Origin of the sequence: Kitasatospora sp. NPDC036755, assembly GCF_040636595.1 — a bacterium.
Taxonomy (GTDB): Bacteria; Actinomycetota; Actinomycetes; order Streptomycetales; family Streptomycetaceae; genus Kitasatospora.
On sequence record NZ_JBEZUT010000271.1, the window covers coordinates 1 to 12,351 of the forward strand.

The 12,351-nt window shown below is 73.1% G+C and carries 10 protein-coding genes and 1 pseudogene; 8 read left to right on the forward strand and 3 right to left on the reverse strand.

Going from position 1 to position 12,351, the window contains the following annotated elements:
* Nucleotides 1-311 precede the first annotated feature (311 nt).
* From AB0E96_RS30715 to AB0E96_RS30730, 4 genes are all read left to right on the forward strand, one after another.
* Nucleotides 312-2,900 (forward strand): sensor histidine kinase KdpD, encoded by a 2,589-nt coding sequence (locus AB0E96_RS30715; protein WP_359829046.1) that lies wholly within the window; start codon nucleotides 312-314, stop codon nucleotides 2,898-2,900.
* 116 nt (nucleotides 2,901-3,016) lie between these two features.
* On the forward strand, nucleotides 3,017-3,697 hold the full coding sequence (locus AB0E96_RS30720) for a response regulator (protein WP_049657530.1): 681 nt from the start codon (nucleotides 3,017-3,019) through the stop codon (nucleotides 3,695-3,697).
* Between the two features lie 65 nt (nucleotides 3,698-3,762).
* A complete protein-coding gene (locus tag AB0E96_RS30725) occupies nucleotides 3,763-4,170 on the forward strand; it encodes an OB-fold nucleic acid binding domain-containing protein (protein WP_359829047.1) in 408 nt (135 codons plus the stop codon).
* 2 nt (nucleotides 4,171-4,172) lie between these two features.
* On the forward strand, nucleotides 4,173-4,898 hold the full coding sequence (locus AB0E96_RS30730) for a DUF3159 domain-containing protein (RefSeq protein ID WP_359829048.1): 726 nt from the start codon (nucleotides 4,173-4,175) through the stop codon (nucleotides 4,896-4,898).
* A 90-nt stretch (nucleotides 4,899-4,988) separates the two neighbouring features.
* Here the strand turns inward: AB0E96_RS30730 and AB0E96_RS30735 are convergent, their stop codons facing one another.
* Entirely contained in the window at nucleotides 4,989-5,660 is a 672-nt protein-coding gene (locus tag AB0E96_RS30735) for a TrkA family potassium uptake protein (protein WP_359829049.1), read from the reverse strand.
* The gene (locus tag AB0E96_RS30740) at nucleotides 5,660-6,328 is read right to left on the reverse strand and encodes a TrkA family potassium uptake protein (protein ID WP_359829050.1); all 669 of its coding nucleotides are present in this window, start codon (nucleotides 6,326-6,328) and stop codon (nucleotides 5,660-5,662) included. The genes AB0E96_RS30735 and AB0E96_RS30740 overlap by 1 nt, the downstream gene beginning before the upstream one ends.
* A 242-nt stretch (nucleotides 6,329-6,570) precedes the next feature.
* On the opposite strand from AB0E96_RS30740, the gene AB0E96_RS30745 reads away from it, so the two are divergent.
* Nucleotides 6,571-8,652, forward strand: a complete 2,082-nt coding sequence (locus AB0E96_RS30745) for an APC family permease (RefSeq protein WP_359829051.1) — start codon at nucleotides 6,571-6,573, stop codon at nucleotides 8,650-8,652.
* Nucleotides 8,653-9,059: 407 nt separating this feature from the next.
* Nucleotides 9,060-10,409, forward strand: a complete 1,350-nt coding sequence (locus AB0E96_RS30750) for a class I SAM-dependent RNA methyltransferase (RefSeq protein WP_359829054.1) — start codon at nucleotides 9,060-9,062, stop codon at nucleotides 10,407-10,409.
* A gap of 90 nt (nucleotides 10,410-10,499) precedes the next feature.
* Here AB0E96_RS30750 and AB0E96_RS30755 read toward each other — a convergent pair whose 3' ends face one another.
* The gene (locus AB0E96_RS30755) at nucleotides 10,500-10,694 is read right to left on the reverse strand and encodes a hypothetical protein (RefSeq protein ID WP_359829052.1); all 195 of its coding nucleotides are present in this window, start codon (nucleotides 10,692-10,694) and stop codon (nucleotides 10,500-10,502) included.
* Between the two features lie 377 nt (nucleotides 10,695-11,071).
* Here AB0E96_RS30755 and AB0E96_RS30760 point away from each other — a divergent pair, with 377 nt between their 5' ends.
* Both AB0E96_RS30760 and AB0E96_RS30765 read left to right on the forward strand, forming a co-directional pair.
* Complete coding sequence (locus AB0E96_RS30760; protein ID WP_359829053.1) at nucleotides 11,072-12,022, forward strand: LysR family transcriptional regulator; 951 nt, start codon at nucleotides 11,072-11,074, stop codon at nucleotides 12,020-12,022.
* A 144-nt stretch (nucleotides 12,023-12,166) separates the two neighbouring features.
* Nucleotides 12,167-12,351: pseudogene (locus AB0E96_RS30765) on the forward strand (hypothetical protein); the annotation flags it as partial.

Genomic DNA, 12,351 nt, shown 5'->3' on the forward strand with positions numbered 1-12,351 from the left:
TACTGCAGGGGGGACCCTGTGGGAGAGTAGGACGCCGCCGAACAATTCTTCTGAAGAACCCCCATCCGGGTCCCGGATGGGGGTTCTTCGCGTTTCCGGGCCGGACCGGGCCGGCCGGGTGTTTCCGTCTCTGCCGTCGTCCCTCCCGAGCGACCCCCGCCGAGTGGCTGGGCACCGTCAATATGCCGCTAAAACCGCCTGATCAGCGCACTGATCAGCGGAAAATCGCGTCGCACGCCGTAGTCTCGAAGGCGAGGGGAACACGTGTCCGGGGGTGTCGTCCGGGCAGGGTCGGATCAAGAATGGTGCTCATGGGACGAGGCAGGCTGCGCATCTACCTCGGGGCAGCCCCCGGGGTCGGCAAGACGTACGCCATGCTCGCCGAGGCGCACCGGCGGCACGAACGTGGCACGGACGTCGTGGTCGCGTTCGTCGAGGACCACGGCCGCCGGCGGACCGCGGACATGGTCGCCGGGCTGGAGGTCGTGCTGCGGCAGCAGGTGCTGCACCGCGGCGCCCGGTTCTCCGAGATGGACCTGGACGCCGTCCTCGCCCGCCGCCCGCAGGTGGCCCTGGTGGACGAGCTGGCCCACACCAACGTCCCCGGCTGCCGCAACGAGAAGCGCTGGCAGGACGTCGAGGAGCTGCTGGCGGCCGGGATCGACGTGATCTCCACCGTCAACGTGCAGCACCTGGAGTCGCTCGGCGACGCCGTCGAGGGCATCACCGGGGTGCGCCAGCGCGAGACCGTCCCGGACGAGGTGGTCCGCCGGGCGGACCAGATCGAGCTGGTGGACATGTCCCCGCAGGCGTTGCGACGACGGCTGGCGCACGGCAACGTGTACGCGCCGGAGAAGATCGACGCGGCCCTCGCCAACTACTTCCGGCCGGGCAACCTGACCGCGCTGCGCGAGCTGGCGCTGCTGTGGACCGCGGACCGGGTGGACGAGTACCTGCAGAAGTACCGGGCCGAGCAGGGCATCGAGGGCACCTGGCAGGCCCGGGAGCGCATCGTGGTCGGCCTGACCGGCGGGCCCGAGGGGGCGACGCTGATCCGCCGGGCGGCCCGGATCGCCGCGAGGGTCTCCGGCGGCGAGCTGCTCGCCGTGCACATCTCCCGCTCCGACGGGCTGGTGGGCACCGGATCGCCGCAGACGCTGATCGAGCAGCGCTCGCTGGTGGAGAGCCTCGGCGGCTCCTTCCACGCGGTGCTGGGCGACGACCCGGCCGCCGGCCTGCTGGACTTCGCGCGGGGCGTGAACGCCACCCAGATCGTGCTGGGGACGAGCCGACGGCCCGCCTGGCAGTACCTGTACGGGCCGGGCGTCGGCACCACGGTGACCCGGGAGGCCGGGGACATCGACGTCCACATGGTCACCCACGAGCACGCCGGGCACGGGCGCGGCAAGATCCCCGTCCGCCGGATCACCGACCTGGGCCGTACCCGGACGGTCGGCGGCTGGCTGATCGGGCTGGTCGGCCCGCCGCTGCTGGCGGTCGTGCTGACCGCGATCGGCGGCCTGGGGCTCTCCACCGACATGCTGCTGTTCCTGTCGCTGACGGTGTGCGCGGCGCTGGTCGGCGGGCTGCTTCCGGCGATCGGCTCGGCGCTGGTGGCCTCCTCGGTGCTGAACTACTACTTCACCCCGCCGCTGCACACCTTCACCATCAACGAGCCGCAGAACATCATGGCGGTGGCGATATTCACCATCGTCGGCATATCGGTGGCCTCGGTCGTGGACCTCGCCGCCCGGCGCACCCAGCAGGCCGCCCGCAGCCAGACCGAGGCGCAGACGCTCAGCGCGCTGGCCGGCACGGTGCTGCGGGGCGCGCCGAACGGTGACGGGGTGCTGACCGCGCTGATGGAACAGGTCCGGGAGACCTTCGGGCAGGAGAGCGCCGCGCTGCTGGAACGGCCCGACCCGCTCGCCGCCTGGGCGCCGGTGGCCACCGCGGGCCCGCGCCCGCCGGAGCGGCCCGAGGAGGCCGACGTGGACGTCCCGGTCGGCGACAGCCTGGCGCTGGTGCTGCGCGGCCGGGTGCTCCCCGGGGCGGACCGGCGCCTGCTCGGGGCGTTCGCCGCGCAGGCCGCCGTGGTGCTGGAGCGCCGCCGACTGGCCAGGGAGGCCGCCGAGGCCCGCCGGGAGGCCGAGGGCAACCGGATCAGGACCGCCCTGCTGGCCGCCGTCTCGCACGACCTGCGCACGCCGCTGGCGGGCATCAAGGCCTCGGTGAGCTCGCTGCGCTCGGCCGACGTCGACTGGGACCCGGAGGACGAGGCCGAGTTGCTGGCCGGCATCGAGGCCGGGGCCGACCGGCTGGACCACCTGATCAACAACCTGCTCGACATGAGCCGCCTGCAGACCGGGACGGTCACCCCGCTGATCCAGGAGACCGACCTGGACGAGGTGGTGCCGTTCGCGCTCGGCGGGGTGCCGCTGGAGTCCGTCCGGCTGGAGGTGCCGGAGACGCTGCCGATGGTCCGGGCCGACGGCGGGCTGCTGGAGCGTTCGCTGGCCAACCTGGTCGAGAACGCCGTCAAGTACAGCCCGGACGGCGTCAGGGTGCTGGTCAAGGCCGACGAGCTGCGCCGGCCGGGGGAGCCGGCCCGGGTCGAACTGCGGATCGTGGACCGCGGCCCGGGCGTGCCCGAGGACGCCAAGGAGAAGATCTTCGCGCCGTTCCAGCGGTACGGCGACGCGCCGCGCGGCGCCGGGGTGGGCCTCGGACTCGCGGTGGCGCGCGGCTTCGTCGAGGCGATGGACGGTACCGTCACCGCCGAGGACACCCCGGGCGGCGGCCTCACCATGGTGGTCAGCCTGCCGGTGGTCGAACGGCCGCCCGGAACGGGGGAGCCGGGTGGTGAGGGTGGAGATCCGCTCCAGGAGCTGATCACCTGAGAACCGGCGGCGCGCCGGCCGGGCCCGTCGCCCCGCCCGGGGCCGCCCGCCGGACGCACGTCGTAGAGCCATTCCCAGTCCGTAAGTCAGACAGCCCTGAAAGGCGGAGCCCGTAAATGACCCGGGTCCTCGTCGTGGACGACGAACCGCAGATCGTCCGCGCGCTGGTGATCAACCTCAAGGCCCGCAAGTACGAGGTGGACGCGGCCCATGACGGCGCGAGCGCCCTGGAGCTGGCCGCGGCCCGCCATCCGGACGTGGTCGTCCTCGACCTGGGACTGCCCGACATGGACGGGGTCGAGGTGATCCGGGGCCTGCGCGGCTGGACCCGGGTGCCGATCATCGTGCTGTCGGCGCGGCACGCCTCGGACGAGAAGGTCGAGGCACTGGACGCCGGCGCCGACGACTACGTCACCAAGCCGTTCGGCATGGACGAGCTGCTCGCCCGGATGCGGGCCGCCGTGCGGCGGGCCGAGCCGGTGGCCGGGGAGGCCGACTCGCTGGTCGTCACCGAGTCCTTCACCGTCGACCTCGCGGCCAAGAAGGTCAACCGGGACGGCGCCGACGTCCGCCTCACCCCGACCGAGTGGCACCTGCTGGAGGTCCTGGTCCGCAACGCCGGGCGGCTGGTCAGCCAGACCCAGCTGCTCCAGGAGGTGTGGGGCCCGGCCTACCGCACCGAGACCAACTACCTGCGGGTCTACCTCGCCCAGCTGCGCCGCAAGCTGGAGCGCGACCCCTCGCACCCGCGCCACTTCATCACCGAACCGGGCATGGGATACCGGTTCGAGAGCTGACCCGGACCGCCCCCGGCGGGCGAACGACCTGCCGCCGGGGGCCCGGAACCCGGTACCCTTCCGACATGAGTGGTGACAACAGCAGCGGCCAGCCGCAGGGGCGGCTCCGCCGCATGCTCAGCCGGCTGACCTCCTCGGCCGAGGAGCTGGACGCCGAGGAACTGCGTCAGGAGAGCGCCGCGGAGTCCGGCTGCACCCCGATCGCCGGCTGCGGGGACCGTCAGCTGGTCACCGTCGCGGGCACGCTGCGCACGGTGACGCTCCGCCCCAGGGCGGGGGTGCCCGCGCTGGAGGCCGAACTCTTCGACGGCACCGAGGCGCTGGACGTGGTCTGGCTCGGCCGCCGCTCGATCGCCGGGATAGAGCCCGGCCGCCGGCTGGTCGCCAGCGGCCGGATCAGTCACGCACGCGGGCGCCGCGTGCTGTTCAACCCCCGCTATGAGCTGCGTCCGGTCGGACACGGGAGCGAATGAGCGTGAGCAACCAGCCCGGCGGCGAGGCCGCCGCCCAGCTCGACCTGGCCCTCGACCCGGTGGCCGCGGAGGCCGCCCGCAAGGCCGCCTCCAAGGAGGCCGCCGACACCGTGCTCCAGGCCTTCGGCGGCGTACGCGGCATGATCGACATGACGCTGCCCGGCCTGGTCTTCATCGTCACCTACAACGTGACCCACCAGGTCAGTACCTCGGCCTGGGCCGCGCTGGGTCTGAGCGCCCTGTTCGTGGTGGCCCGGCTGGCGAAGCGGCAGACCATCCAGCACGCCTTCAGCGGGGTGTTCGGCGTCGCACTCGGGGCCTGGATCTCGATGAAGAGCGGCAAGGCCGAGGACTTCTACCTGCCCGGCCTGCTCTGGAACGTCGGCTACTGCGTCGCCCTGGCGACCTCCGCCCTGGTGCGCTGGCCGATGATCGGGGTCATGCTCGGCCCGATCACCGGTGAGATGTTCACCTGGCGCAAGGAGAACCCGGGCCGCCTGGCCGCCTACACCAGGGCGACCTGGGCGTGGGTGCTGATCATGGGCCTCAAGCCGGTGATCCTCTTCCCGCTGTACTTCACCCACAACGTCAACCTGCTGGGCTGGCTGAAGGTCGCCCTCGGCATCCCGCCGCTGCTGCTGGCGATGTACGTGACCTGGCAGATCCTGCTGAAGGCGCCGCCGCCGATCAAGGCGCAGCTGGACGACGAGGAGGAGCCGGCGACGTAGCCGCCCCCCGTTCCGTCCCGGCCGGTCCGGACGACGGCGAAGGGCCCGCACCCTGCGAGGGGTGCGGGCCCTTCCGCTGTGAGCCGGGGGCTACTGGGCGCCCGAGGTGGCCGAGAGCAGCTGCTCCAGCTCCTCCTCACGCTCCTGCGCGGCGACGAAGAGCAGCTCGTCGCCGCCCTCCAGGGTGTCGTCCTTGCCCGGCACCAGCACCCGGCCCTCGCGGATGATGGTCACCAGGGCGGTGTCCTGCGGCCAGGCGACGTCGCCGACCCGGGTGCCGACCAGCTCGGTGTCCGAGGCGAGCGTCAGCTCGACCAGGTTGGCGTTGCCCTGGCTGAAGCGCATCAGGCGGACCAGGTCGCCGACGCTGACCGCCTCCTCGACCAGCGCGGACATCAGACGCGGGGTGGAGACGGCCACGTCCACGCCCCAGGACTCGTTGAAGAGCCACTCGTTCTTGGGGTTGTTCACCCGGGCGACCACCCGGGGCACCGCGTACTCGGTCTTGGCGAGCAGCGAGACGACCAGGTTGACCTTGTCGTCACCGGTCGCGGCGATCACCACGTGGCAGCGCTGCAGCGCTGCCTCGTCCAGCGAGGTGATCTCACAGGCGTCGGCGAGCAGCCACTCCGCCATCGGGACCCGCTCCACCGAGATGGAGTTGGGGTTCTTGTCGATCAGCAGGACCTCGTGGCCGTTCTCCAGCAGCTCGCCCGCGATCGAGCGGCCCACGGCACCGGCACCGGCAATGGCGACCCGCATCAGTGACCCTCCTCCTTCGGTCCCTGCGCGAACGCGGCCTCGACGGCCGTCAGGTCGGCCCGGCGCAGCATCACGTGCACCAGGTCGCCCTCCTGCACCACCATCTGCGGCGAGGGGAGCACTCCCTCGCCGAGCCGGGTGACGAAGGCCACCCGAGCGCCGGAGGCTTCCTCCAGCTTGCCGATCCGGTGGCCGATCCAGCGCGGGTCGTACGCGACCTCGGCGAGCTGCACGCCGCCGCTCGGGTCCTGCCACAGCGGCTCGGCGCCGCTCGGCAGCAGTCGGCGCAGCATCTGGTCGGCGGTCCAGCGGACCGTCGCCACGGTGGGGATGCCCAGGCGCTGGTACACCTCGGCGCGGCGGGGGTCGTAGATCCGGGCGGCGACGTTCTCGACGCCGAAGTTCTCCCGGGCCACCCGCGCGGCGATGATGTTGGAGTTGTCACCGCTGGAGACCGCGGCGAAGGCGCCGGCCTCCTCGATGCCCGCCTCGCGCAGGGTGTCCTGGTCGAAGCCGACCCCGGTCACCCGGCGGCCGTTGAAACCGGCGCCCAGCCGACGGAAAGCGGTCGGGTCCTGGTCGACCACGGCCACCGAGTGGCCCTGTTTCTCCAGGGCTCTGGCGAGGGCGGAGCCCACGCGGCCGCAGCCCATGATCACGATGTGCACCGGCGCTTACCTCACCCGTCCCGAAGGGGCCTTGACCTGCGCAAACACCGTTCAGCTCCGTTTCCCGCCCGGTCGTCCGGGACGAGGTTCATCGTGGGGGCGCCGACCCGGCAACGCTCGACAACCAGAGTGTTGCCCGCCGACTCGTATCCGACACGCTAGCCGGTCCACCGAACACAGTCGCGACGAAGGGGGGGACAAACGGCGGAGCGTTGACCGGGGAGCCCCTACGATTCCTTAACGTGCCTATGCCGACTGACCTTCCGAAACGCATCCTGATCGGGCGCGCCCTGCGCAGCGACAAGCTGGGCGAGACACTTCTGCCCAAGCGGATCGCGCTGCCCGTGTTCGCCTCGGACGCGCTCTCCTCGGTCGCGTACGCCCCCGAGGAGATCCTGCTCACCCTCTCCATCGCGGGCGCCTCGGCGATCCACTTCTCCTGGCAGATCGGCGTCGTGGTGGCGATCGTGATGCTCGCCGTGGTCGCCTCGTACCGGCAGAACGTCCACGCCTACCCCAGCGGCGGCGGTGACTACGAGGTCGCGACCGTCAACCACGGGCCGGCCGCCGGTCTGGTGGTCGCCAGCGCGCTGATGGTCGACTACGTGCTCACCGTGGCCGTGTCGACCACCTCGGGCGTCGCCAACGTCGTCTCCGCGGTGCCCGCGCTGCGCGGCCACGAACCGGTCCTGTCGGTGGTCGTGGTCGTGGTGTTGATGGGCATGAACCTGCGCGGTGTGCGCGAATCCGGCAGCGCCTTCGCCGTCCCCACGTACGCCTTCATGATCGGCGTGATCGGGATGGTCGGCTACGGGGTGTTCCGGCACTTCGCGCTGGGCCAGGACATGCCCGCCGAGAGCTCCGGGTTCCACCTCGCCTCCACCCCCGGCAACGACTCGCTCGCGGGCTTCGCGATGGTGTTCCTGCTGCTGAAGGCCTTCTCCTCCGGCTGTGCCGCGCTGACCGGTGTGGAGGCGATCTCCAACGGCGTGCCGGCCTTCCGCAAGCCGAAGAGCAAGAACGCCGCCACGACGCTGCTGATGATGGCGTCCATCGCCGTCGTGATGTTCATGGGCATCATCTGGCTGGCCCGGCTGACCGGTGTCCAGATGGCCGAGAACCCGACCGAGCAGCTCGTCGGCGCCTCGCCGGGCTACCACCAGAAGACCGCGCTGGCGCAGATCAGCGAGGCCGTGTTCAACAACTTCACGCCCGGCTTCTACTTCGTCGCCGCCGTGACCGGCCTGATCCTGGTGCTCGCCGCCAACACCGCCTTCAACGGCTTCCCGGTGCTCGGCTCGATCCTCGCCCAGGACCGCTACCTGCCGCGCCAGCTGCACACCCGCGGCGACCGGCTGGCCTTCTCCAACGGCATCATCCTGCTGGCGATCGCCGCGGTCCTGCTGATCCTGGCCTTCGACGCCGACCCCAACCGGCTGATCCAGCTCTACATCGTAGGCGTCTTCGTCGCCTTCAACATGAGCCAGTCCGGCATGATCCGGCACTGGACCCGGCTGCTGCGCACCGAGACCGACCCTGCCAAGCGCCGCCACATGCAGCGCAGCCGGGCGATCAACGCCTTCGGCCTGGTGATGACCATGGCGGTGCTGATCGTCGTCCTGGTCACCAAGATCAGCCACGCCTGGATCGCGATCGCCGCGATGGCCGTGCTGTTCGTGATGATGAAGGGCATCCGGCGCCACTACGACCGGGTCTCCGACGAGCTCATCGCCGCCGAGGAGCCGGACGACGTGGTGCTGCCCACGCGGGTGCACGCCATCGTGCTGGTCTCCAAGCTGCACAAGCCGGCGCTGCGCGCCCTGGCGTACGCCCGGCTGGCCCGGGCCCACACGCTGGAGGCCGTCACGGTCAACGTCGACCCGGCGGACACCGCGGCACTGCGGCGCGAGTGGGACGAGCGCGGCATCGAGGTGCCGCTCAAGGTGCTGGACTCGCCGTACCGCGAGATCACCGGCCCGGTCCTGGACTACGTGAAGAACCTGCGGCGCAGCAGCCCGCGGGAGGTGGTCTCGGTCTACATCCCGGAGTACGTGGTCGGCCACTGGTACGAGCACCTGCTGCACAACCAGAGCGCGCTTCGGCTCAAGGGACGGCTGCTGTTCAAGCCCGGGGTGATGGTCACCTCGGTGCCGTGGCAGCTGGAGTCCTCGGAGCGGCGCAAGCCGCAGAAGGCCTGGTCGGCGCCGGGCGCCGTCCGACGTGGCGAGCCTCGGGCGCCGAAGGCCGTAAAGTCGAAGGATTCCGTCTCCACCGGTGCGAGCGCCGGTGACACCCCCGACCGCAGCAAGGACTCCTCCCAGTGACCCGCAACACTCCGCCCCGCTCCTCGGGCTCCTCCGGCGCCTCCGGCAAGGGCGCCCGCCGGGGCGGCTCCCAGCCCGGTCAGGTCTCCCGGCCGCGCTGGGGCCGGCCGGCCCGTCCGGAGGCCACCGACCGCGACGGCCTCACCGCGCGCACCGCGCCGATCGTCCCGGGGGAGCCGGCGGACCGCGGGCCCGCCGGGCCGGGGGCCGGGAAGGGCACGCCGAAGGGCTCCGCGGACAAGAGCGCTGCGGGCAAGGGCGCGCCGAAGGGCGCCGGTGCCAAGGGCTCCGCGGGCAAGGGCGCTTCGAAGGGCGCTTCGAGGGGCGCCGGTCAGGGCGAGCCGAAGGGTGCCGCCGCGGCGGGCGGGAAGGCACCGCGCAAGCAGGCGGTGCGGCCGCCCAAGGCGCTGCGCACCGCCGCCGCGCGGCCCTCGCGGCCCGAGACGCCGTCCGGGGAGCCGCTGGCCGGGCAGCGCTACGAGGTCGAGGTCGGCCCGGTCGCGCACGGCGGCGGGCACTGCGTGGCCCGGCACGAGGGGCGGGTGCTGTTCGTGCGGCACGCGCTGCCCGGTGAGAAGGTCGTCGCGCTGGTGACCGACGGGACCACCACCTCGCGGTTCCTGCGGGCCGACGCCGTGGAGGTGCTGGAGCCCTCCAAGGACCGGATCGAGGCGCCCTGCCCCTTCTCCGGCCCGGGCAAGTGCGGCGGCTGCGACTGGCAGCACGTCACCCCGGGCGGGCAGCGCAAGCTCAAGGCGGCGGTGCTGACCGAGCAGCTGGCCAAGCTGGCCGGGCTCACCCCGGCCGAGGCCGGCTGGGACGGCAGCGTCGAGCCGGTCGGCGGCAAGCTGCCGGCCGGGCAGGTGCCGGCCTGGCGCACCCGGGTGCAGTACGCGGTGGACGCGGAGACCGGGAAGGTCGGTCTGCGCAAGCACCGCTCGCACGACGTGCAGCCGGTGGACCGCTGCCTGATCGCCTCCGAGGGCGTCACCGAGCTGGGCATCGAGTCCCGTGACTGGCCCGGGGTGGCGAGCGTCGAGGCGATCGCCGCGAGCGGCTCCTCGGACCGCCAGGTGGTGCTCACCCCGCGTCCGGGCGCCCAGCTGCCGCTGGTCGAGCTGGACAAGCCGGTGTCGATCGCCCGGGTCGGCGAGCAGGGCGAGCTGCACAAGGTGCACGGCCGGAGCTTCGTGCGCGAGCGGGCCGCCGGACGGACCTGGCGGGTCAGCAACGGCGGGTTCTGGCAGATCCACCCGGAGGCGCCGGACACCCTGGTCGACGCCGTCCTGGACGGCCTGGACCCGCAGTGGGGCGAGAACGCGCTCGACCTGTACTGCGGTGTCGGCCTGTTCGCCGGCGCGCTGGCCGACCGGGTCGGCGAGGACGGCGCGGTGCTCGGCATCGAGTCCGCCAAGCAGGCCGTCGTCGACGCCCGGCACAACCTGGCCGCGCTGGAGAACGTGCGGATCGAGTGCGACCGGGTCGAGACGCTGCTGCCGCGCACCGGCATCACCGCCACCGACCTGATCGTGCTGGACCCGCCGCGCGCGGGCGCCGGCCGCGAGACCGTCGCCCACCTGGTCGGCCTGGAGGCGCGCCGGATCGCGTACGTGGCCTGCGACCCGGCGGCGCTCGCCCGGGACCTGAAGTTCTTCCGCGAGGGCGGCTACCGGCCGGTCTCGCTGCGGGCCTTCGACCTGTTCCCGATGACCCACCACTTCGAGTGCGTGGCGATCCTGGAGCCGGCCGGGGAGTGATCCCGGGCGCCGGAGGTCACGGCAGGAGGCGGTCACCCGTGCGGGGTGGCCGCCTCCGCGGCGTTCGGGGAGCCGCCCGGTTCCGGGGAGCTACTCGTTGTGCTCCTCCTCGTCGACGCTGTGCGGGAGGTCGATGCCGTGCTGGGCGGCGAGCCGCAGGAGCGAGGCGACCCGGCCCTCGTACGCCTGGACGCCGTCGGCGTCCCCTTCGGTCCGGGCCGCCGCGAGATCTCGGCGGGCCTGGGTGAGCTGCTCGCGCAGCTCCTGGTCGAACATGGCTGTCATCGGTAGGCCTCCGCACCGGTCGGTGCCCGCTCGGGGAACGCAAGGGGTCTTCAGCGTCGCGGACGGTGCGGCGGTCTTCAAGTCCCGCACCTCCCGGTGGGTCCGCGCGGGCCGGGGTGGGGCCGGGCGGGGCGGCGCCGGGTGCGTCGGGGCGGCCGCGGGGGCGGCCCGGACCGGGGCGGAAGGTCAGGTGTCGGCAATGCCTCGGCAAAAGATGGTGCGCGGAGTGCCACCCGGCCCGGGGGAGGGCTTGACGGGGCAATTCGCCAGGGCGAAGGTAAGCCGCTGACATGTGATGTGTGCTGTTACACCGCAGGTGGCGGCAGCCCGCCCCACGCCGTCGGCCGGGGCCGGCCGGGTGCGCGAGGGGGAGCGTCATGGAGCTGGAACTGCGGCACCTCCGCGTGCTGTGCGCCATCGCCGACACCGGGAGCGTCGGCCGGGCCGCCGTCCTGCTCGGCGCCTCGCAGCCGGCGACCAGTACCCAGCTGCGCCGGATCGAACGCCACCTGGGCGCCCCGCTGTTCGAACGCACCGCCGCCGGTGTCGCGCCGACCTGCTTCGGGGCGGAGGTGGTGGCCGCCGCCCGGGAGCTGCTCACCCGTGCCGACCGCCTGGGCCGCGGCCCAGGGCCCCAGGCCGGTCCCGTCCCGCGCGAGCTTCGGCTGGCGGCGACCGGCTCGCCGCTGCTGCCCGGACTGGTCGTCAGGGCCCGGCACCAGCGGCCCGGTCAGCGCTTCGCTCTGACGCCGGTCCGTCGCTCCCGCGACGTCGTCGAGCTGTTGGAGCGGGGTGAGGCGGACGCCGCCGTGGCGGTGGACCACCCCGGCCGGGAGCTGCGCCATTCCCCGGCCGTCGCGCACCGCGGCATCGTCACCGAGCCCCTCTTCGTCGCGCTGCCGGCCGGCCACCGGTTGCGGCACCGCGCCGAGGTGGCCCTGGCGGACCTCGCGGAGGAGGAGTGGTTCCTGACCCCCGACGACGGGGCCGGCTGGCGCGGGGTGTTCCACGGGGCCTGCGCCGCGGCCGGGTTCACCCCGGTGGCCGTCCACGAGCTCCCCGGCGGCCGGCTGGAGCTCCAGGAGCTGATCGCCGCCGGGCTCGGCGTCTCCGTCGTCCACGCCACCACCAGGCCGCTCGCCGACGTGGTGGTCAAGCCGCTCGCGGGCACGCCGATCTGGGTCCGGCAGTTGCTGCTCTGGCGGCCGGCCGGGGTGGGCGGCGAGGTGGTGGAGACGCTGCTGGGGGCGGCCGCCGCGGCGTACCGGGACCTGGTCGCGGCGGCGCCGGGCTTCCAGGCGTGGGCCGCGCGGACCTACCGGCCGTAGCGGGCCCGTGTTATGGCCGGGCCCGGGCATGTCATATGACCTGTGACATTGTTCTGATCCTCCGTCGCTGGCAGGATCATGACGCGTTCCCCCGACGTCTCGGCAGTCCTCCCAGCGCCTCCCCCACAGGAGAAGGACCCACCAGTGCGCCCACGGATATCCCTCCCCACCCTGCTGGCCGGCCTCGTCGCCGGCTGTTGCGCCGGCGCCACGCTGCCGGCCACCGCATCCGCCCTCCCGGCCGGTTCCGCCGCCTCCGCCCCGGCCGCCCGGCCCGCGGGCGGCGCCCCGACGGCCGACCCGGGCGCCGCCGTGCCGAAGCCGCTCGG

Bases quoted from the DNA above. Each gene is read 5' to 3' on its own strand.
- AB0E96_RS30760 (WP_359829053.1), top strand. From the start codon at position 11,072: ATGGAGCTGGAACTGCGGCACCTCCGCGTGCTGTGCGCCATCGCCGAC.
- AB0E96_RS30755 (WP_359829052.1), bottom strand. From the start codon at position 10,694: ATGACAGCCATGTTCGACCAGGAGCTGCGCGAGCAGCTCACCCAGGCC.
- AB0E96_RS30735 (WP_359829049.1), bottom strand. From the start codon at position 5,660: ATGCGGGTCGCCATTGCCGGTGCCGGTGCCGTGGGCCGCTCGATCGCG.
- AB0E96_RS30720 (WP_049657530.1), top strand. From the start codon at position 3,017: ATGACCCGGGTCCTCGTCGTGGACGACGAACCGCAGATCGTCCGCGCG.
- AB0E96_RS30715 (WP_359829046.1), top strand. From the start codon at position 312: ATGGGACGAGGCAGGCTGCGCATCTACCTCGGGGCAGCCCCCGGGGTC.
- AB0E96_RS30725 (WP_359829047.1), top strand. From the start codon at position 3,763: ATGAGTGGTGACAACAGCAGCGGCCAGCCGCAGGGGCGGCTCCGCCGC.